Annotated in this window: 22 protein-coding genes; 10 read left to right on the forward strand and 12 right to left on the reverse strand. The window is 73.8% G+C overall.

The features are described from left to right. Window positions 1–197 precede the first annotated feature (197 nt). On the forward strand, window positions 198–893 hold the full coding sequence (locus C4J65_RS27890; protein ID WP_115744869.1) for a hypothetical protein: 696 nt from the start codon (window positions 198–200) through the stop codon (window positions 891–893). Between the two features lie 21 nt (window positions 894–914). Here C4J65_RS27890 and C4J65_RS27895 read toward each other — a convergent pair whose 3' ends face one another. Next, entirely contained in the window at window positions 915–1,229 is a 315-nt protein-coding gene (locus C4J65_RS27895) for an STAS domain-containing protein (RefSeq protein ID WP_115744870.1), read from the reverse strand. A 142-nt stretch (window positions 1,230–1,371) separates the two neighbouring features. Here C4J65_RS27895 and C4J65_RS27900 point away from each other — a divergent pair, with 142 nt between their 5' ends. Then, the gene (locus tag C4J65_RS27900; RefSeq protein ID WP_115744871.1) at window positions 1,372–2,880 is read left to right on the forward strand and encodes a carboxylesterase family protein; all 1,509 of its coding nucleotides are present in this window, start codon (window positions 1,372–1,374) and stop codon (window positions 2,878–2,880) included. Here C4J65_RS27900 and C4J65_RS27905 read toward each other — a convergent pair. Continuing rightward, entirely contained in the window at window positions 2,834–3,127 is a 294-nt protein-coding gene (locus tag C4J65_RS27905) for a DUF397 domain-containing protein (RefSeq protein WP_115744872.1), read from the reverse strand. The two genes, C4J65_RS27900 and C4J65_RS27905, sit on opposite strands and share 47 nt — an antisense overlap. After that, window positions 3,124–3,942, reverse strand: a complete 819-nt coding sequence (locus C4J65_RS27910; RefSeq protein WP_162833388.1) for a helix-turn-helix transcriptional regulator — start codon at window positions 3,940–3,942, stop codon at window positions 3,124–3,126. Before C4J65_RS27910 ends, C4J65_RS27905 begins: the two co-directional genes overlap by 4 nt. An 85-nt stretch (window positions 3,943–4,027) precedes the next feature. Between C4J65_RS27910 and C4J65_RS27915 the strand changes: the two genes are divergently transcribed. Further along, window positions 4,028–4,471, forward strand: coding sequence for an ATP-binding protein (locus tag C4J65_RS27915; protein WP_115746660.1), 444 nt, complete (start codon window positions 4,028–4,030; stop codon window positions 4,469–4,471). Between the two features lie 65 nt (window positions 4,472–4,536). Here C4J65_RS27915 and dacB read toward each other — a convergent pair whose 3' ends face one another. The 7 genes from dacB to mmuM all read right to left on the reverse strand — a co-directional run bounded on the left by dacB (window position 4,537) and on the right by mmuM (window position 11,683). After that, window positions 4,537–5,892: a D-alanyl-D-alanine carboxypeptidase/D-alanyl-D-alanine-endopeptidase gene (gene dacB, locus C4J65_RS27920; protein ID WP_115744874.1), complete on the reverse strand. Its 1,356-nt coding sequence runs from the start codon at window positions 5,890–5,892 to the stop codon at window positions 4,537–4,539. A 192-nt stretch (window positions 5,893–6,084) separates the two neighbouring features. Then, window positions 6,085–6,681 (reverse strand): hypothetical protein, encoded by a 597-nt coding sequence (locus C4J65_RS27925; RefSeq protein WP_115744875.1) that lies wholly within the window; start codon window positions 6,679–6,681, stop codon window positions 6,085–6,087. Next, a complete protein-coding gene (locus C4J65_RS27930; protein WP_115744876.1) occupies window positions 6,678–8,060 on the reverse strand; it encodes a DUF58 domain-containing protein in 1,383 nt (460 codons plus the stop codon). The genes C4J65_RS27925 and C4J65_RS27930 overlap by 4 nt, the downstream gene beginning before the upstream one ends. Further along, window positions 8,057–9,055, reverse strand: a complete 999-nt coding sequence (locus C4J65_RS27935) for a MoxR family ATPase (RefSeq protein WP_115744877.1) — start codon at window positions 9,053–9,055, stop codon at window positions 8,057–8,059. The genes C4J65_RS27930 and C4J65_RS27935 overlap by 4 nt, the downstream gene beginning before the upstream one ends. Then, window positions 9,052–9,741: a hypothetical protein gene (locus tag C4J65_RS27940; RefSeq protein WP_240330538.1), complete on the reverse strand. Its 690-nt coding sequence runs from the start codon at window positions 9,739–9,741 to the stop codon at window positions 9,052–9,054. The genes C4J65_RS27935 and C4J65_RS27940 overlap by 4 nt, the downstream gene beginning before the upstream one ends. Further along, complete coding sequence (locus tag C4J65_RS37105; protein ID WP_205351077.1) at window positions 9,738–10,694, reverse strand: DUF4129 domain-containing protein; 957 nt, start codon at window positions 10,692–10,694, stop codon at window positions 9,738–9,740. Before C4J65_RS37105 ends, C4J65_RS27940 begins: the two co-directional genes overlap by 4 nt. Window positions 10,695–10,768: 74 nt before the next feature. Beyond that, entirely contained in the window at window positions 10,769–11,683 is a 915-nt protein-coding gene (gene mmuM / locus C4J65_RS27950) for a homocysteine S-methyltransferase (RefSeq protein WP_115744878.1), read from the reverse strand. A gap of 161 nt (window positions 11,684–11,844) precedes the next feature. On the opposite strand from mmuM, the gene C4J65_RS27955 reads away from it, so the two are divergent. The 5 genes from C4J65_RS27955 (at window position 11,845) to C4J65_RS27975 (ending at window position 15,843) form a co-directional block, all read left to right on the forward strand. Continuing rightward, on the forward strand, window positions 11,845–12,684 hold the full coding sequence (locus C4J65_RS27955; protein WP_115744879.1) for a type II CAAX endopeptidase family protein: 840 nt from the start codon (window positions 11,845–11,847) through the stop codon (window positions 12,682–12,684). Beyond that, complete coding sequence (locus C4J65_RS27960; RefSeq protein WP_115744880.1) at window positions 12,681–13,838, forward strand: histidine kinase; 1,158 nt, start codon at window positions 12,681–12,683, stop codon at window positions 13,836–13,838. Before C4J65_RS27955 ends, C4J65_RS27960 begins: the two co-directional genes overlap by 4 nt. Next, on the forward strand, window positions 13,835–14,494 hold the full coding sequence (locus C4J65_RS27965; protein WP_115744881.1) for a response regulator transcription factor: 660 nt from the start codon (window positions 13,835–13,837) through the stop codon (window positions 14,492–14,494). Before C4J65_RS27960 ends, C4J65_RS27965 begins: the two co-directional genes overlap by 4 nt. Window positions 14,495–14,566: 72 nt before the next feature. Then, complete coding sequence (locus C4J65_RS27970) at window positions 14,567–15,028, forward strand: hypothetical protein (RefSeq protein ID WP_162833389.1); 462 nt, start codon at window positions 14,567–14,569, stop codon at window positions 15,026–15,028. Beyond that, window positions 15,025–15,843: an isocitrate lyase/phosphoenolpyruvate mutase family protein gene (locus tag C4J65_RS27975; protein ID WP_115744883.1), complete on the forward strand. Its 819-nt coding sequence runs from the start codon at window positions 15,025–15,027 to the stop codon at window positions 15,841–15,843. Before C4J65_RS27970 ends, C4J65_RS27975 begins: the two co-directional genes overlap by 4 nt. Here the strand turns inward: C4J65_RS27975 and C4J65_RS27980 are convergent. After that, on the reverse strand, window positions 15,777–16,346 hold the full coding sequence (locus C4J65_RS27980) for a TetR-like C-terminal domain-containing protein (RefSeq protein ID WP_115744884.1): 570 nt from the start codon (window positions 16,344–16,346) through the stop codon (window positions 15,777–15,779). The two genes, C4J65_RS27975 and C4J65_RS27980, sit on opposite strands and share 67 nt — an antisense overlap. A gap of 151 nt (window positions 16,347–16,497) precedes the next feature. On the opposite strand from C4J65_RS27980, the gene C4J65_RS27985 reads away from it, so the two are divergent. After that, on the forward strand, window positions 16,498–18,225 hold the full coding sequence (locus tag C4J65_RS27985; protein ID WP_115744885.1) for a PHP domain-containing protein: 1,728 nt from the start codon (window positions 16,498–16,500) through the stop codon (window positions 18,223–18,225). Continuing rightward, complete coding sequence (locus tag C4J65_RS27990) at window positions 18,222–18,746, forward strand: hypothetical protein (RefSeq protein ID WP_115744886.1); 525 nt, start codon at window positions 18,222–18,224, stop codon at window positions 18,744–18,746. The genes C4J65_RS27985 and C4J65_RS27990 overlap by 4 nt, the downstream gene beginning before the upstream one ends. A 30-nt stretch (window positions 18,747–18,776) precedes the next feature. Here C4J65_RS27990 and aldO read toward each other — a convergent pair whose 3' ends face one another. Next, complete coding sequence (aldO, locus tag C4J65_RS27995; RefSeq protein WP_115744887.1) at window positions 18,777–20,033, reverse strand: alditol oxidase; 1,257 nt, start codon at window positions 20,031–20,033, stop codon at window positions 18,777–18,779. Window positions 20,034–20,124: the final 91 nt, after the last annotated feature.

Genomic DNA, 20,124 nt, shown 5'->3' on the forward strand with positions numbered 1-20,124 from the left:
GGGCGCAAATCGGGAGGAAGGGCCGCTTTGCTGCGACATGCGGTGCGGGAAGGTCGGAGCCTGGATCGACCGCGCGAGATCGCCGCCGCGGTCTGGGGACGTGTACGTGAAATGGATTTCTCGAACACCGGAAGTCACCCGGGACCGAAGTGGCCGGGGCTGCACGGCGTGGAACGCCGGTGCGGCAGGATGGCCGCATGATCCGTCATGCGCGCGTCCTGCCGGTGCTGTTGCTGGCCCCGCTGCTGCTCACCGCCTGCGGCTCCGAGAAGGCGGACGCGGGCGCACCGTCCGGGGCCGCCTCCGCAACGGTTCCGGAGGAGACCCCGGCGGAGGCAGCGGCCGAGGCGCCGGCCGAGGCGCCGGGTGAAGGCGAACTGACCGTCCGCGCCCAGGCGATGGGTGTGGCCCCCGAGCTGGTCTACGTCACCGAGGCCCCCGGTTTCACCCTCGCCCAGCAGTCCGTCGGCGTCCTCGGCGACGACGGCTTCTCCGCCACCTGGGTCGACGGCACGACCAACGCGCTGCTACGGCTCGCCGTCGACCGGGGCTCGATCACCGCCGGCACCTGCCCCGAGCAGCCCGTCGGCGACATGTCCGGTGAGCACACCACCTGCGAGCGCGACGGTGACGCCTGGTACCGCACCGGCGCCGGACGGCACGAGTACGCGCTGCCCGAGGAGGGACACGTCGTACGCGTCTCCGCCGAACAGGACGCCGTACCGCGCGACGTCCTGCGCGCGGCCGCCCTGGCCGCCCACCGCCCCGACGCCGCCGAGACCGACCGGCTCCTGCCCTCCGCCGAACCCGCGCCCGCCACGCCGGTCGAGCGCGGCGACCTGCCGCCGTTCGGCGACGGGGCCCCCGACAACAACGTGGACGCGGGCGGCTGACCCTGCGCCCCGGCGACACGGTTACGGCGTGAAGGACGCCACCGTGTCCAGACCGGCCTGCCGCAGTGTCCGGTGGACGGCCGGGCGGGCACCCCGGACGGTAAGGGCGACCGGCTCCGGCGTGCGCGTCACCGTCCGCAGCAGCGCGTACGCGCAGGCCAGGTCGATGTGGTCCAGGCCGCTCATCTCCAGGGTCCAGGCCCCCGGCTCGCGCAGCCGCGGGTCGAGGAGCAGCTCCTCCAGCACGCCCAGCGCGGGCGCGTCCAGGTCTCCGGAGAAGGCCAGTACCGCGTGCTGCCCGTCGGCCTCGGCGATCCTTACGGGTGCGTCCGTCACGGCAGCCTCCTCGGTCGCGCATCGCGTGCGTGGTCTCCATTGTCCCTCAGCCGTGGCGGCCGGGGCCTCCCGGAATAGATCCCCGGTCGTGTGGCGCTATGCCTTGAGCGGTACGAGAGTGCGGCGAAGGGCTGGTGGGCGCATGCGGTCAGGCCAGACGAACCCCGTGGTCAGGACGGTTCACGGCGCGGCACGCGGCAGGTACGAGCACGGTGTCGCCGTCTTTCGCGGCATCCCCTACGCGGCGCCCCCCTTCGGGCCGGGCCGTTTCCGCCCGCCCGTACCCCCCGAGCCGTGGGACGGCGTCCGCGACGCGGGCTCCTTCGGCCCCACGGCCCCGAAACCGCCGTACTCCGAGGCCTTCGCCCGGTACCTGTCCGACCCGGCGATCCTGGGCGACGACTGCCTCAACCTCAACGTCTGGACCCCCGAGCCCGGCCCCGGCGCCCGCCTGCCGGTCCTGGTCTGGCTGCACGGCGGCGCGCTGACCAGGGGCTCCTCCGCCGTACCGGTCTACGACGGCAGCACCTTCGCCCGGGACGGCGTGGTCTGCGTGTCGATCAACTACCGACTGGGTGTGGAGGGCTACGGCCTGTTCCCGGACGCCCCCGCCAACGCCGGACTGCGCGACCAGATCGCCGCCCTCCAGTGGGTGCGGGACTCCATCGCGGCCTTCGGCGGCGACCCCGACCGGGTCACCGTCGCCGGGCAGTCCGCGGGCGCCATCAGCACCGGCGCGCTCCTCGCCGCACCCGCGGCCCGGGGGCTCTTCCGGCGCGCCGTGCTCCAGAGCGGCGCACCCGAGGCGACCGACCGCGACAAGGTGCGGCGCATGGTCCGCCGCATGGCCGCCCGCCTCAAGATCCCCGCCACCGCCGAGGCCTTCGCCGCCGCCGACCGCCAGCAGCTGCTGCGGGCCCAGGCCGAGGTGGGCCGGTTCAGCAGCCCCGTACTCGGCGGCCCCGGGTTCGGCCTCGTCGTCGACGGCGACGTGCTGCCCCGCGACCCGCTGGAGGCGCTCGTCGACGGCGATGCGGCACCCGGCGTCGACCTCATGCTGGGCTGGACCCGCGACGAGTACCGGCTCTGGCTCGTCCCGGGCGGCCTCGTCGAACGCGTCGACCGCCTCGGCGCGGTCGCCCTCGCGGGTGCCCGCGCCCGCTGCCACTGCGGCAACGAGGTGATCCGCGGCTACCGCGCGCTGCGCCCCGACGCGGGGGCCGCCGAGACCGTGGGCCAGCTGGTCACCGACCACCTGCTCCGCATCCCGATGCACCGCGTGGCCGACGCGCGTCCCGGGTCCACGTACGTCTACGAGTTCGCCTGGCCGTCGAATCTGCCCGACCTCGGCGCCTGCCACGCCCTGGAACTCGGCTTCGTCTTCGACTCCGGCGACGGCCCCGACACACGCAGGCTCGCGGGCGAGGGGGCGCCGCAGGAGCTGGCCGACGCGATGCACGGGGCGTGGGTGCGGTTCGCGGAGTCCGGCGACCCCGGGTGGGAGGCGTGGGACGCCGCGCATCCCGTACGGGTCTTCGGCGACGGCGTCCCGCACACGGCCTTCGGCCCGCTGGACGCCGAGTACGACCTGTGGAAGGCCGACGTCACCGGGCCCCGAGGAACGCGGCCCAGGCGTCTGGCCCGACGGTGACGTGTCCCTGCGGGGCTTTGGAGTCGCGGATGTGGATGGCGGTGGGTTCTTGGGCGACCTCGACGCACTCGCCGCCTTCGCTGCCGCTGTAGCTGGACTTGCTCCACTCGTGGGCTACTTCCACGCAGTTGCCGCCTTCGTCGCCGCTGTAGCTGGACTTGCGCCATTCATAGGCGACCTCGATGCAGTTGCCGCCGTCGCTGCCGCTGTAGCTCGACTTGAACCACTGAAGTGCGCTGCCGCTCATTGGTCTCCTAGCAGACGGTCCAGAAAGTCCCTCGAGTCCTCAGGGGTGAGGGCCTGAGACCGCAGCATCGCACACCTCTGCGTGAGGATGGCCACCTCGTCGGGAGCGGCGATCAGTTGGCTGCCCCGTTGTGTTTCCGTGTACGCGAGCCGTTGGTGGTCTGGTGTCTCCAGGAGCACGAACGGCCCGTCCAGGGCCGCGTGCGCGGTGCGTGCCAGTGGCAGGACCTGAATCGCGAGGTTCGGAAGTTCGCAGCACTCTCGCAGGTGGCGAACCTGTTGCAGGAACACCGCTCTGCCGCCCAAGTGGTCTCGCAGCACGGCCTCCCAGATGACGAAGCAGGTGATGGGCGGGACCCTGCGGTGGAAGAGAGCCTGGCGCTCGACACGAGCCGTCACGTGACGTTCGACCTCGTCGTCCTCAAGGGCGGGGATACGGCTGCGGAACACCGCTCGGGCGTAGCCCTCGGTCTGAAGCAGCCCCGGCAACACCTGGTTCTCGTAGGAGGAGATGACGATTGCCTCCCGCTCCCTGTCCAGATACTCCTCCGCCCACAGCGGGACCAGATCCACCTCCGGCATCTTGCTCAGCGCGATCGACAACGCCCCCTTGGTCTGGAGGAGTTCGTCGAGCTGCTCGGCGAGATCCGGCTTCAGCGGGCGGCGGCCCTGTTCGATCGAGGCGATCTGCTGCTCGCCGATGACGAAGCGATCGCCCAGGGACCGTTGGGTGTGCCCCGCTGCCTGCCGGTAGAGGGCGAGCAGCGCGCCCACCATCTTCATCGCGGAGGCGTTCCTCCGTGTCGTCGTGCCCATGAGGTCGAACTCCCCACCCGCGCGCGTACGTTCACCATCGCGCACCCGTACAGCCCGGCTGTACGGCCATGCGCACTGTCCCATCATGACCACGGAGCGTGACCCTCGTCACGTGAACAGTGAAACTCCACCCTCGTCCCCACGTGAGCGCCTCTACCGCCGTGAGCGCCGGTCCGTTCCCGCCGCGCGGGCGTTCGCTAGGGAGACGCTCGCCGACTGGGGCGTGCGCGGGCGCGCGGACGACGTGGTGCTGTGCGTCAGCGAACTGGCGACCAACGCCCTGCTGCACGGCGTACCGCCCGGCCGGGGCTTCCTGCTGCGGCTGTGGCTGCTGCCCTGCGGGGACGGCGTACGCGTCGAGGTGCACGACAGCGGGGACGGTGTGCCGGCGGTGCCCCTGGAGTCCGGCGGGTCGGACGAGGGCGGGCGCGGTCTGCTGCTGGTGTCGGAGCTGGCGGACAAGTGGGGCGTGACGGAGCGGGAGCCCGGCAAGGTCGTGTGGTTCGAGTGCGGCGTCCCGGCGGACTGACGGGGCACACCCGTCTGCCCTCGGGGGCCTTCACCGGATCTCCACGCTCCGTCACGTGCGACGTGTCAGGCCCAGCAGCCGTTCACAGTCGCGGCGAGGCCGTCCATCGCGTCCTTGATGTCGCTCGGGTCGGCCGTCGAGTTGTTCTCGATGAAGGAGAAGATCCGCCAGTCGCCGTCGTCGGTCCGCGTGACACCGCTCAGGGCGATGGCACCGGTGAGCGTGCCGGTCTTGGCGTGCACCTTGCCGACGGCGCACTCGGAGTTGGGGTCGTCGAAGCGTCCCCACTCCGGGCCGAGGCTGGCCCCGGCCTCGCCCGCGATCGGCAGGCCCTCCAGGATCGAGCCCAGGGCGGGGGACTCCGTGATCGAGTCGAGGAGCTGCGCGAGGGTGGCGGCCGGGATGCGGTCGGCGCGGGAGAGGCCACTGCCGTCGTGCATCTCGAAGTTGTCGAGGGAGATGCCGTACGAGCTGAGCACCTGGCGGACCAGCGCGGTGCCGGCCTCGAAGGTGCCCGGCTTGCCCAGCTCCACGGCCGTCATGCGGAGCAGGGTCTCGGCGATGTTGTTGTCGCTGGTCTTGAGCATCTGCTTGACGATGTCCGACAGCGGCGCCGACTTGTGCTGGGCCACCGGGACGTCGGACTGCTTCGCCGTCGTGCGGGACACCTCGCCGTCGACCGTGATGCCCTGCGCCGCGAGCTTCTTCGCGAAGACCTTGCCCGCGTCGATCGAGGTGTCCTGGACGGCGGCGCCGTCGACGACGAGTGAACGGACCGGCGCGATCTCGGTGGGGTAGTAGCCCTCGTTCCAGCCCTCGGCGAGGCTCGGGTCGGCGAACAGGCTGTCGTCCACCCGGACCTGGACGTCGGTCCGGCCGGCTGCCTTGAGGCCGTCGGCGGCGGTCCTGGCCAGCTCGGCGACGTCGTCGCTCGTGAGGGTGCGGTCACCGCCGCCGACGAGGGTGAGGGTGCCCTCGCCGTACACGACCTTGGTGGTGAACTCGTGGTTCGCGCCCAGCAGCGTCAGGGCCGTGGTGGCCGTGGCGAGCTTGGCGTTGGAGGCCGGCATGAGGGCGGTGGAGCCGTTGTGGTCCCACAGGGCGGTGTCCGAGTCGGCGTCGAGCACGACGCCGCTGACGTCGGTGCCCAGACGCTCGTCGGCGAGGCGCTCGTTGAGGTTCTTGACCAGCTGCGCGTCGTCGGCGGCGAGGTCGTCGAGCGAGATGCCCTGCGGTCGCGGGGTGTTGTCGTCGGCGGCGAAGGCCGAGGTTCCGGCCAGCGTGGCGGAGGCCACGGGCACGGCCATCGCGAGCACCAGGGCCCGGCGGGCGCCGATGCGGCCCACTCTCGCCCTGCGGTGCCTGCGCCGTCCGCCGGGGGCGAAGGTGTTCGTGGGGGTTTCCTCTGGCGTACCAGTCATGAAGTGAAATCCAAAGATCGGTTACTTCGTTCTGTGGGGGTGAAGCGTTGGGCACGCTACCAGCCGTCATATGAAGGGCTGGGAGGCAAATTGACAGAGTGTGAATGTCTTGCGACCGAATTAACGGATGGCCGTCCGAAGGGTTTCGTGGAGGGGATTCTCCCGATGCCGAACGGGAAATCCCGTTGCCCTTCAGTTCCCCGGGGCGCGGGACTTCGGGGCATCGTTCCGCCAGCGGGCACGCAGTACCCGGCCGCCGGCCACCGCCAGGCCCGCCACCGCCGCGGCGGCGATCACCCGCCCCAGCCCGGAGCCCGTCCCGGACACCGGAACCGCCGCCGCGGCCGCCACCACACCCGCACCGGCGCACGCCGCGGCCGCCTCGCCCCACACCCGGGCGCTCCCGCGGCCCCACCGCCACGGCCACGTCTCACTGGTCACCAGGTAGGCCACCAACAGCGCGACCACACAAGCGCCCTCCCACCAGGCCGGTTCCCTGAAGGCCGCGATCACCACGACGCCCGACGCCAGCAGCGTCGTCCGGTGGCGCAGCAGCCGGTAGGACCACCAGACGGCCTCCACCGACGGCCGCCGGTCCAGCGAGGGCGCCGCCCACAGCGCGAAGGCGACCGCGCAGACGAGGGGCACGGCCTCCCCGGCCGTGTCCACCGTCGCCCACGGCCGCCAGGCCGTCACGACCGCCGCCGCCCCCAGCACCCGCACCGGCACGGTGCCGATCCAGTAGCCGAGGTACTCACGGAGGCCGACCCGCGTGTCCAGCGCCGTCATCCCGCGCGCCCCCTTCCGCCGACCCGCCCCGCCAGCAGCGGCGCCAGCGCCAGATCCAGTGACTCGCCCTCGGCGTGCCGCAGGACCGGTACCCCGCTGTCCCGCAGCGCGAACCGCATCGCGTCGCGCTCCGCGCGCCACAGTCGCAGCCCCAACGCGCCCGCCTCGTCGCCCGGTTCCACCACCGGGTCCCCGCTCGGTATCTCCACGACGACCGGGCGGCGCCCCCGCGCCTGGAGGTCCCGCAGCACCTGGAGGATCCGTGCGTCGCTGAGCGGCGTGAACACGTACACCAGGGCTCCCTCCGGGAGCGCGGGCGGCGGGACCCGTTCGAGCCCGTCGCCGCCGAAGGCGCGGTCCTTGCGGACGTCCAGGACACTCTCCACGATGCGGTAGAACGCCGCGTCCCCGGTGCCCGGCGCCAGCCACCGGGTGGTGCCGCCGGTGGAGACGACCCCGACCCGGTCGTGGGTGCGCAGATAGGCCCGGGCGAGCCCGGCTGCGGCCCGCACCGTCTCGTCCAGGGACGACAGTCCGGTCACCGGGTCGACGACGTCTCCGAAGGCGTCGACGAGCATCACGGTGTCGGCGGCCCGCTCGGCCGCGAACCGGTGCAACTGCACGGCCCCGCGCCGGGTCGTCGACGGCCAGTGGATGCGCCGCTGCCGCTCCCCGGGGACCCAGGGGCCCACCCCGATGACCTCGACGCCCTCCCCGGACTGCGGCGAGGCGTGCTCGCCGAGCCGCTGCGGCAGCCGCACCGGGATCGGCGTGAACCGGGCCTGCGTGGCGCGCGGGAACACCGCCACCTCGGCCGCCTCGACGCGCACGGTGCGCCGGACGGTGCCCCCGGGGTCGTACACGTCGACGTCCACCGGACCGAGCGACCAGCGGCCCCAGTGCAGCGCCGTGTGGCACAGCGTCACCGTGGACGGGCCGACGACGACCTCGTCGAGGCGCAGGCCGGGGCCTAGCGTGACACCGGGGTCGAGGCGCACGGCCTCGCCGTCGTGGGCCAGCGCGATCCGGAGGGTGACCGTGTCGCCCTCGAAGCAGCGCCCCGGCTCGACGGTCGTCGACGTCTCGACGCGGCGGGCGTGGGCGCGGGGCAGTGCCAGCGCCAGCAGGACCAGTGGTGCCGCCGCGAGCGCCAGCAGCCACGCCCGGCCGGTGACCAGCGCGGCGGCCAGTGCCACGACCGCGACGGTCAGCAGGCGCAGGGTGCGCTCGCTGGGGCGGGGACCACCGGGCGGCGGTGGCGGCGGCTGCGTCGGGGCGGTACGCCCCTCCAGGGCGCGGACCACCGCCGGGCGCGGCCGGGGCACGGGGGCCGGCGCGACAGCCGGAGCCGGTGCCGGGCGCGGTGCGGGCGCGGTCACGACGAGGCTGCGGCCGTACGCCGCGTCGTCGGCGTACCCACGCTGTCGACTATCTCGCGCAGCACGTCGTCCGTGGACATCTCGCGCACCCACAACTCCGGCCGCAGGGACACGCGGTGGGCCAGCGCGGGCACCGCGAGGGCCTTGACGTCCTCCGGGACGACGTAGTCACGGCCGTCCAGCACGGCGCGGGCGCGGGCCAGCTGGACCAGGGCGAGTCCGCCGCGCGGCGAGGCCCCGATGCTGATGTGGGGGTGGTCGCGGGTCGCGCCGACGAGCGCGACGGCGTACTCCAGCAGGTCGTCGTCGATCTCCACCCGCTCCACGACGGCCCGCCACGCCACGACGTCGTCCGGCCCGGCGAGCCTTTCCAGTACGGCCTCGGGCGCGGCCCGGTCGATCCGGGCCCGCAGCATCGCCAGCTCCTCCCGCGCGGCCAGATACCCCATGCGCACCCGCAGCTGGAACCGGTCGAGCTGCGCCTCGGGCAGTGAGTACGTGCCCTCGTACTCCACCGGGTTGGCGGTCGCGATCACCAGGAAGGGGTCGGCGAGCGGCCGGGTCTCGCCGTCCACGGTCACCTGCGACTCGGCCATCGCCTCCAGCAGCGCGGCCTGTGTCTTCGGCGGGGTCCGGTTGATCTCGTCGGCGAGCAGCAGGTGCGTGAAGACGGGGCCCGGGTGGAACACCATCTCGCCGGAGCGCTGGTCGTACAGCGGCGTCCCGGTGACGTCGGAGGGCAGCAGGTCGGGCGTGAACTGGATCCGGCGGAAGTCCAGGCCGAGGGTGGTGGCGAAGGACCGGGCGAGGAGCGTCTTGCCGAGCCCGGGCAGGTCCTCGACGAGGACGTGGCCGCCCGCCAGCACGGCCAGCATCACGTGTTCCAGGGCGTCCGGTTTGCCGACGACGGCCCGGCCGATCTCGCGCAGTACGGCACCGGCCTGCTCGCCGACCTGCTCGGCGGTGCGGAGCTGGGGCGTGGAGGTAGTCGTCACGTCGCTTGGTCCTTACCGGTGCGAGGGTTGCTGGTGCTGGTGCTGGTGCTGGTGCTGGTGCTGGTGCTGACGGTGCGGGTGCCGGGAGTGCGGGGTGAGCCGAGTGCTTCGAGCCGGTCGACGAGGCGGCGCAGCACGTCGAGGGGCACCTCGCCGTCCGGGCCGGTGCCCGGTGGTACGGGGCCCAGCCACGGCCACAGCTCGGGGCCGACCAGCTCGGCGGCCCGCTCGGGCTGGTGCTCCAGGGACACGTGGTGGTGCTCGGCGAGCGCGGCCGCGTACAGGCGGCGCAGCTCGGTCCGGAGCACCGCACGGTAGTAGAGGGCGCCGTCGGGGCCGGTGGACGTGCCCACGTTCCGCCGCCACTCGCCCATGCCCGGGGCCCGGGTCCGCAGCAGCCGCACCTCGTCGCGGTACGCGGAGTCCAGGGCGCCCGCCCCGGCGACGTACCGGGCGGCGAGCACGGCCACGGCGACGAGCAGGGCCGCCAGGGCACCGGCGGCCACGGGGCCGTCGAAGAGCAGGACGAGCAGGACGCCCGAACCGGCGACCGCGGCGCCGAGCAGCCCGAGCCTGCGCAGGCTGAGCATGTCGTCTCCCGAGGTCTCCGCCACCGCTGTCTCCGCCACCGAGGTCTTCTCCACCGCTGTCTCCGCCACCGAGGTCTTCGCCACGGGCCGGTTCACCGCCCCGCCTCCCGGCCCGCGTCCGCTTCACGGTCCCGGAGCAGGGCCGCGATCTCCTCCAGGGCGTCGGCCGCGGCCTTCCGGTGCGAGCCGTCCATCGGGTGCGAGGAGTAACGGGCCTCGCGGAACAGCGCGGTCAGCCGAGGCGCGGCCGGACCCGGGGTGCGGCCCGCGCCGGCGGCGCGGGTGAGCAGGTCCGCGGGGCTGTCGGAGGCGTGCCGCGGCACACCGGACGCCGCGAGGGCCTCCTCCATCGCGGCGTAACAGGCGATGACGGCCGCCCGCGCGTCGTCATCCGTGCCGGCCAGGGCGCGGCGGCCCGAGTCCACGGCGGACAGCAGCAGCCGCGCGTCGTCGTCCTGCGTCGCGGTTTCCGGAAGGCCGGGGCGCTGCGGCACCCTCAGCCCGAACCGTCGCAGCCGCCGCACGACGGCCACCACGACGAGCACGACGGCGACCGCGGCCAGCAGTGCGAGCACGAGGTACAGCGGCAGGGAGGAATGGTCCGTCGAGCTGTGAGGCTGCTGGGGCGGGAGAGTGACGAGGGTCGGTGAGGGCGCCGGTTGCGTCGCGAGGGGCGGGGGCGGACCGGTCGTGTTGCCGCCGGTGGAGAAGCGGTGCAGGACCAGGGCCAGGACGCCGACGACGCCCGCCGTGGCGAGCAGCACGGGCGCGGCGGCTTCCCGCAGCCGCTCCTCACCCGGCGGCAGCGAAAGTCGGTCGGCGCCGAAACGGGGACGAAGGCGCTGTACGACCGTCCAGGCCCCGAAGGCCCAGGCGACGGCCGCCCCGATCGCCACGAAACCCCAGTGACCGAGCGGACCGCGGCCGGAGTGGAGCAACCCCTCCGCGGGCCGCAGCGCGAGCGCGGCGACGGACAGCGTCCCGACCACCGCGGCGGCGACCACCGCCCCCGGTGCCGGCCGGTGTCCCGTCCGCTCCCCGTGTCCCATGCCGTGGCCCCCCGCCGAACCCGTCGCCGCCCCCGAACGCCTGTTCACGGCAATCTTGGCACATGCCGCACCGGTCACCCCCGGGCCAGGACCCGCGCGATCGACGTGATCGTGTCCGGCCCCACCCGGCAGCAGCCGCCGACCAGCCGGGCCCCGCGCTCCCGCCAGTCCCGCACCCGCTCGACCGGGTACGACGAACGCCCCCGCCAGCCACGGGACTGCGCGTCCCACGCCTCTCCGCTGTTGGGATAGGCGACGACCGGTTTGCCGGTGACTCGGGCGGCGGTCTCGACCGCGCCGGACACGTCCTCGGGGGCGCAGCAGTTGACGCCCACCGCGATCACCTCCGCCGCGTCGGCGGCCAGGGCGAAGGCCTCGTCCAGCGGCTGCCCGGCGCGGGTGCGGTCCCCGGCCACCGTGTACGACAGCCAGGCGGGCACGCCCAGTCCGCGCACCGCGCTCAGCAGCGCCGCCGCCTCGTCGGTGTCCGGGACCGTCTCCAGCGCGAGGACGTCGGGCCGTGCGGCGGCCAGCACCTCCAGGCGGGGGCGGTGGAAGCGCTCCAGTTCGCCCCTGCCGAGGCCGTACCGTCCCCGGTACTCGGAGCCGTCCGCGAGCATCGCCCCGTACGGGCCCGCCGACGCGGCCACCCACAGCGTGCGGTCCGGGCGGGCCGTCCGTGCCCGGCGTGCGGCCTCACGGGCCGACTCCACGCTCAGCGCGAGCAGTTCGGCGGCCCGCTCCCGCCCGATGCCGCGCCGGGCGAAACCCTCGAAGGTGGCCTGGTAGCTGGAGGTGATCACCACCTCGGCGCCCGCCTCGAAGTAGGCGAGGTGGGCCCGTGTGATCGCCTCGGGGTCCTCGGCGAGCAGCCGGGCCGACCACAGCGCGTCGCCCAGGTCGTGCCCGGCCGCCTCCAGCTGGTTGGACAGACCACCGTCCAGCACGAGCGGGCCGGAGGCGAGGGCGTCGGCGAAGTCCCTGGTCATGGCACGAGGCTACGACTTGTCCGGCGGGGCCACGGGGCCTTGTCCCCCGTGCGAGCTACAGGCAGGTGTCCACCCCGAGGTGACGATCTCCGGCCGCCCGATCCGTAGCGTCCTTCACAGCCCGCGGCACTCCGAGTCGCAGGCCCGACGAAGGAGTTCCCGTGAGGTTCGTGTGGCAGTTCCTGGCCGTGCTGGTGGCCTACGCCATCGGCGGCATCGCCGTCCAGGGGGTGAAGGACAACGACTGGCTCACGCTGGTGGTCGGTCTCACCTCGGTCGCGCTCGTGGTGTTCGTGTACGCCTGGGTGGTACGGCGGACCGAGCGCCGGCAGGCCCTGGACGTGGCCCGGAAGGGCGCCGTGGCCAAGGCGGGCTGGGGGACGCTGATCGGCCTCGGACTGTTCGGGGCCGTCATCACGAACCTCTTCGCCTCCGGGTACTACGAGGTCGACGGACTCGGCTCGGTGCAGGGCGCGGTCGGGCTGGTCGGGTTCATGGCCGCCGCCGCCGCGACGGAGGAGGTCGTGTTCCGCGGGGTCCTGTTCCGGATCATCGAGGAGCACATCGGCACCTACCTCGCACTGGGGCTGACCGGCCTCGCGTTCGGCCTCATGCACCTGCTCAACGAGGACGCCACCCTGTGGGGTGCCCTCGCCATCGCCATCGAGGCCGGATTCATGCTCGCCGCCGCGTACGCCGCCACCCGCAGCCTCTGGCTGGTCATCGGCGTCCACTTCGGCTGGAACTTCGCCGCGGGCGGCATCTTCAGCACCTCGGTCTCCGGCACCGGCACGAGCGAAGGACTGCTGGACGCCGCGATGTCGGGTCCGAAGCTGCTCACCGGTGGTGACTTCGGTCCGGAGGGCAGCGTCTACTCGGTGGGCTTCGGGGCGCTGCTGACCCTGGTGTTCCTGTGGCTGGCGCACCGGCGCGGGAACGTGATGCCGTTCGGCGCCCGGCGTGCCGCGCGCGCCGGCTCCACCGCTACACTTCCCCGATGATCGATCGCCGACGGGTCCTGGAGCGGTGGCGCGGCCTCGACGTCACGGCCCGGGACCTCCCGCTCGGGGTACTGCTCCTCGTCGCCTCGCTCCTGCCGGCGCTCCGGGGTCAGGGCACGGAGATCGGCGGCCTGCCCACCCGTCCCGCCGACGCGCTGGCCGGGGTGGCGGCCGTTCTGCAGTCCATCCCCCTGGCCGTGCGCCGGCGGTGGACACTCGCCTGCCTCGCCCTGGTCTCGCTCGGCTTCGTCCTCGACCAACTGCGCGGCTACCACCTGTTCGCGGGCGCCGCACTCCCGATCGTGCTGATCAACGCGGGCTCCCGCCAGGAGAAGTACCGGCGTGCCACGCAGATCGCCGCCAGTCTCGCGTACGTGGCCATGGCCGTCGGGCTGAACGCGCGCGGCGGCGACGAGACGTTGGTCGAGTACGTGACGTTCTACCTGGTCCTCGCCCTGGCCTGGGGCATCGGCGCGTGGATGCGTTCCGCGCGGGCCGCGGAGGCCGAACGCCGCAGCCGGGTCGCCGAGGACGCCCGCAACGCCGAACGCACGCGCATCGCCCGCGAGCTGCACGACGTCGTGACCCATCACGTGACGGCGATGGTCGTGCAGTCCGAGGCCGCCCGGTACCTGACCGCCGCGCCCGAGCGGCTCGACGAGAGCCTGGCCGCCGTCAGCGACACCGGCCGGCGGGCCATCACCGACCTGCGGCATCTGCTCGACCTGCTCAACCCGGACCACGGCACCGCCGAGCCCAGGACGCCCCCCGTCGGCCGGGTGCTCACGCTGGTCGAGCAGACCCGCCGGGCCGGGCAGCCGGTGGAGTTCACCGAGGAGGGCACCCCGGCGGCGGCGACCGGCAGCTCCGACCTCGTCGCCTACCGCGTCGTGCAGGAGGCCCTGACCAACGCCCTCAAGTACGATCACGGCGGCAACACCTCGGTCCTGGTACGGCACGGAGAACGGGAGATCACGGTGGAGGTCGGCACGGACGGCTCCGGTACGGGGGCCGCGTCCCCCGGCGGAAGCGGGCGGGGGCTGGCCGGCCTGCGGGAACGGGTCGACGTGCTGGGCGGCGAGTTCAGCGCGGACCGTGCGGCGGGCGGCGGCTTCGTCGTCAAGGCCCGGATACCCGGGGGGAACACGGCATGAGCGCGCCGATCCGAGTCGTGATCTGCGACGACCAGGCACTGATCCGCACCGGTCTGACGACCATCGTCGACGCCCAGCCCGACCTGGAGGTGGTCGGCGAGTGCGGGGACGGCCAGACCGGGGTCGACCTGGCCCGCGAACTGCGCCCGGACGTCGTGGTGATGGACATCCGCATGCCGGTGCTCGACGGCCTGGAGGCCACCCGCCTGCTGGCCGGTGCCGGGGTGGAGCACCCCGTCAAGGTGCTGGTGGTCACGACGTTCAACCTCGACGAGTACGTCTACGAGGCGCTCCGCGCGGGCGCGAGCGGCTTCCTGCTCAAGGACGCGCCGCCGGACCGGCTGCTGCACGGCATTCGCACCGTGGCCATGGGCGCGGCGCTGCTCGACCCCGACGTGACGCGCCGCCTCGTGGGCCGGTACGCGGCCCGGATCCGCCCCGTCGCGGGCGGCGCCCGGGACATCCCGCTGACCCCGCGGGAGACCGAGGTCCTGCGCCTGATCGCGGACGGGCTCTCCAACAGCGAGATCGCCGCGGCCCTCGTGATCAGCCCCGAGACCGTCAAGACCTTCGTGTCCCGCATCCTCACCAAGCTGGACCTCCGCGACCGCGTCCAGGCGGTCGTCTTCGCCTACCGGCACGGACTGGTGACCTGAGCGGAGAGCCCGCGCGGGCCGCCGGGGACACTTCGGCCGCCACCGAAGGAACCGGCACCTAGCGTGCGGGACATGAGCGACACGAACACCCGCACCTCGCCCGCCGACGCCGTCACCGGCATGGTCGACCACGTCCTGGACCTGGCCGCCACCTGGACCCGCTGGGACGGGCGGCCCGCCCACGCCGACGGCCGTGTCCACACCCCGCACAAGGCGATCCGGCGGGTCGCCGACCACATGGTCGACCACCTCGCGGAGCTGGAGGCCCGGCTGGCGGGGGAGGAGACGCAGCCCGACCACTGGCACGCCTCCCTGGTCACCACGGAGGCGGACCGCGCCGCCTTCACCTCCGAGGACCTCGACGAGGCCCGCAGCCGCCTCACCCGGCTCGCCCGGATCTGGGCCAACCGCCTGGACGCGCTCACCGAAGAGCAGCTCGACCACTCGCCGGGCGAGGGCTGGAGTTTCCGGGAACTGGCCGCGCACCTGGCGGAGTCCGGGTACTACGCCGACGCGGTGGGCGATCTCTCGTGAGCGCCTTCGCCGCCCTGCACCGCGCAGGTGAGCCGCTGCTGCTGCCGTGCGCCTGGGACCACGCCTCCGCCTTCGCCCTCGCCGGGCAGGGCTTTCGCGCCGTCGGCACGACCAGCCTCGGCGTCGCGGCGGCGGCCGGACTGCCCGACGGGGCGTCCGCGACCCGCGACGAGACCCTGCGGCTGGCCCTCACCCTCGGCTCGGCCCCCATCCTGCTCTCCGTCGACGCGGAGGGCGGGTTCAGCGACGACCCCGACGCGGTGGGGGAGTTCGCGCGACAGCTGGCGGCGGTCGGTGCCGTCGGCATCAACCTGGAGGACGCCCTCGGGCCCGCCGACCGGCACGCCGCGAAGATCGCCGCGGTCCGCTCGGCCGCCCCCGGCCTGTTCGTCAACGCCCGCACGGACACGTACTGGTCGGGCGACGGCGACGCCACTCAGACGCTGCGGCGCCTGGAGGCCTACCGCGAGGCCGGTGCCGACGGCGTCTTCGTCCCCGGACTCACCGACCCCGCCCGCATCGCGTCCCTCGCCGCCCACTTCGACGTTCCCCTCAACGTCCTGTACGCGCCCGCGGGACCCAGCCTCGCGCACCTCGCCGACCTCGGCGTACGCCGCGTCAGCCTCGGCTCGCTGCTCTACCGGCGGGCGCTGGGCGCCGCCGTCCGGGCAGCCACCGACGTCCGGGCGGGCCGGCACCCGGACGGCCCGACGCCCACGTACGCCGAGGTGCGGGCGCCGGGCCGACCTCAAGCGCGCGGCCAGTTCTCCAGCGCCACGTGCAGCGCGTCGACCGCCTTGTCCCAGGACGCCTGAACGTCCCGCGGGGCCCCGAAGGCGCCGGAGGACTCCAGCGCGCAGTACCCGTGGAAGGTGCTGCGCAGCAGGCGTACGGCGTCGGTGAGGTCGGGCTCCGTGAGGCCGTAGGACCGCAGCATGCCGTAGGTGATCTCGGTGGTGCGGCGCAGGGTGGGGGAGTCGGCGACGAGGGACTGGTCGACGCGGATCTGCGTGGCGGCGTAGCGGCCGGGGTGGCGCAGGGCGTACGCCCGGTAGGCGCCCGCGAAGGCGGCCAGCGCCTCCTTCCCCGCCCGGCCGGCCACCGCCGCGGCGATCTCCTCGATCAGCTCGCCGCCGGCCAGCAGCGCGACCCGGACGCGCAGGTCCTGGAGGTTGCGCACGTGGGTGTACAGGCTGGCGTCCTTCACCCCGAAGTGCCGGGCGAGCGCGGAGACGGTGACCGCCTCGAAGCCGGCCTCGTCGGCCAGGCCGGCGGCCGCGGCGACGACACGGTCCGTGGTAAGACCCACTCGGGGCATGCGCCACCTTCCTGCAACCTAGGGATCCTAGGTTTCATGCTAGGGCAGGACGGGCGGCAGCCCTGGATCACCTGCGAGTCGTTCAACGTTCACCTTCCACGCCGATTCTCCTCGAAGCCGCGCACGGCGGCGGTATCCAGGAGGAACACGCATGGGGCACGGACACGGACACCCGCACGGTCACCACCACCACGGACACACACACGACCACGAGCACGCCACCGCACAGGCCCTGCCCGCCGCCTTCGACACCAGCGTCCCCGACGAGGTCCTGAGCCCCGCGCAGCAGTCGCGCCGCGGTCTGCTGCGCCGCGCCGGTCTGCTCGGCGCCGGACTGGCCGCCGGCACCGTCCTCGCCCCGACCGGCACCGCCACCGCCGCACCCGCCGCCCCCGCGCAGGCCGCGAGCAACGGCCGCCGCAGGAAGGGCTTCCTCTGGCTGGCAGGCGACCACCACATCCACACCCAGTACAGCAGCGACGGCAAGTACCGCGTCGTCGACCAGGTCCGCCAGGGCGCCCGGCACGGCATGGACTGGCTGGTCATCACCGACCACGGCAGCGCCACCCACGCGAAGATCGGGGTGGAGAAGGTCAACCCGGACATCCGCGAGGCCCGCGACGCCCACGAGGACACCCTCGTCTTCCAGGGCCTGGAGTGGAACATCCCGGCCGCCGAGCACGGCACCGTCTTCGTCCACCCCGGCAAGCACGAGGTCTCGGTCCTCAAGCAGTTCGAGACCGACTACGACGGCAGCGTCAAGGGCGCGGGCGACTCCACCCCCGCCAACGAGGCCCTCGCCATCGCCGGACTCTCCTTCCTCGCCGACCAGGTCAAGCGGCGCAAGGTCAAGGACGCCCTGATGCTCGCCAACCACCCGGCGCGCAAGGGCATCGACTCCCCGCACGAGATCCGCGCCTGGCGCGACGCCACCTCCCGCGGCCACCAGATCGCCGTCGGCTTCGAGGGCGCCCCGGGCCACCAGGCGGGCGGCCTCCCCAAGCCCCTCGGCCCGGGCGGTGCCCGCGGCATCTACGACGGCAGCCCGAGCGCCAACTCCTTCGCCGGATACCCCCTGGAGAGCTACCGCACCTGGGGCGGCTTCGACTGGATGACCGCCACCGTCGGCGGCCTGTGGGACAGCCTCATCGCCGAGGGCCGCCCGTGGTGGATCACCGCCAACTCCGACTCCCACCAGGTCTACGCCGACACCGGCGCCCGCGGCGGCGGCGACTTCAACGCCAACGGCCGCTACGACGACCCCGTCTACGCCGGACAGATCGACATCAACCAGAACGACTTCTGGCCCGGCCAGTACAGCCGCACCCACGTCGGCTCCGACGGCTTCTCCTACGCCGCCGTCATGGACGGCATCCGCGCCGGCCGCGTCTGGGTCGACCACGGGCAGCTCGTCAGCGGCCTCGACGTCCGCGTCTCGGGCGGCGGCCGCTGGGCCACCCTCGGCGGCGCCCTGCACGTCCGCAGGGGCACCCGGGTCACCCTCTCCATCGACGTCGCCCTGGCCGGCGGCCCCAACTGGGCGGGATTCGTCCCGAAGCTGGCCCGCGTCGACGTCATCCAGGGCGACGTGACCGGACCGGCCGCCGACAAGGACACCTTCACCGCGCCGACCGCCCGGGTGGTCAAGTCCTACGAGGTCAACAAGGACACCGGCACCGTCCGCCTCACCTACGACCTCGGCCGCGTCGACCGCCCCGTCTACCTCCGCACCCGCGGCACCGACGGCAACCGGTCCGCCGTCGGCGCGCTGGGTGCCAAGGTCGACCCGGCGGGCCCCGCCATCGACGTCGTCGGCGACGCCGACCCGTGGCGCGACCTGTGGTTCTACTCCAACCCCGTCTGGATCCTGCCCTCGTGACACCGCCCGCCGCGCCGTACGTCCTCGGCATCGACACCGACGCGACGACCCTGCGCGAGGCCGACCACCTGCTCCAGGAGCTGGCGGCCGAACTCGTCCTTCCCGAGGGCGTCTTCGGCTGCACGCACCTGGTGCGGGACGGCCGCCCGCGGGTCGCCCTGTCCCTCGCCGCCGAGGCGGAGCCGGTCCTGCGCACCGCCCGGGACCGGCTCACGGCCCGCGGGCACGAGGTCCGCGACGGTGCCTGGGACGAGACCGGCCGTGCCGTCCTCTTCCCCGGCGCGGCCACCCTCACCGGCACCCTGACGCTCGCCGAGCTGCTCGCCCGCTCCGCCGTCGACCGGGTGACCGTCCTGGGCACACCGGACGAGCCCGCCCCGGACACCCGGCTGGTCACCCGGAACCACGTCCGCCCGCACTGGCAGGACGGCCGTCTCGTCCTGGCCGCCATGCCCGCGGTGGGCGGCACCCTGGTGCCGTTCGAGGACCCCGACCCCACACCGTGTTGCGCCGACCACTGAACGGCCCGAACTCCAGGGGGCGCGGGGTGCTCAGCCCTGGAGCACCCCGCGCACGAACGCGTTGGTGAACTTCCCCGCCGGGTCCAGCGCCCCGGTCAGCGCCCCGAAGTCGGCCAGCCGCGGGTACAGCGCGCGCAGCTCGCCCGCCGGGACGGTGAACACCTTCCCCCAGTGCGGGCGGGCCGCGAAGGGGGCGAGGGCCTCCTCCAGCCGCCGCACCACCGGCAGCACCGCCGCCGTGTCCTCGACCCAGGTGAAGTGCGCCGCCACGGTGTCCCGGCCGTAGGAAGGGCTCAGCCACTGCTCGTCCGCGGCGACCGTACGGATCTCACAGGTCTGCAGCACCGGCGCGATCGTCTCCCGTATGGCGTCCATCGCGTGCAGGGCGGCCAGGGCGTGCTCCCGGGGCATCAGGTACTCCGACTGCAGCTCCGCACCGCTGCTGGGCGTGAACTCCGCGCGGAAGTGCGGCAGCCGCTCGTGCCAGGGCCCCGGCACCCCGAACTGCTCCGTGCAGTTGACCGCGGGCATGCCCGGCACCGGATGCATCTTCTCGGCGGCGGCCTCCGCGTACGGGAAGCCGTCCAGCGGCCGGTCGGTGCGCCGCTTCAGCCACACCTGCCGGAAGCCGGGCTCCCGCCAGTCGGTGAACAGACTCACGCTGTACGCCGCCGCCATCACCGTCTCGAACGTCGCCGTGTCCAGCCCCGCCAGCGGCAGCTCGGTGAAGACGTGCTGCTCCACCTCGTAGGCGGGCTCCAGGTCGAGCGTGAGCGAGGTCACCACGCCCAGCGCGCCGAGCGAGGTCACCGCCCCGGCGAACCTCTCCTCGCCCCGGGCCACGGTCACCGTCGAACCGTCCGCGGTGACCAGCTCCACCTCGCGCACCACGGAGGCCAGCGAACCGTTGCCCACCCCGGAACCGTGGGTGCCGGTGGCCACCGACCCGGCGACCGAGATGTGCGGCAGCGAGGCCATGTTCGCCAGCGCGAGGCCCCGCGCGTGCACCACCCGGGCCAGCTCGGCGTACCGCACGCCGCCACCGACCCGCACCGTACGGGCCGCGGTGTCCACGTCCACCACGGACGGCAGGTCCGCCAGCGACAGCAGGACGCCGCCGTCGCCCGGCTCGGCGATCTCGTTGAAGGAATGCCCGCTGCCCAGCACCCGCACCCTGGCGCTGTCCGCCACCAGGGCCCGCAGCGCGTCCAGGGAGCGCGGCCGCAGCAGTTCCTTGGCCGTGTACGTGATGTTGCCGGCCCAGTTGGTCACCGTGATGTCGCTCATAGCGCGGAAACCTACCCGGCGCGCCTGGAGGGGCCCCGGGCGGGAAGCCTCTCCCGCGGGGGCATACCGTGAGAAGTCGAACGCCGGACCC

Origin of the sequence: Streptomyces sp. CB09001 (assembly GCF_003369795.1) — a bacterium.
Taxonomy (GTDB): Bacteria; Actinomycetota; Actinomycetes; order Streptomycetales; family Streptomycetaceae; genus Streptomyces.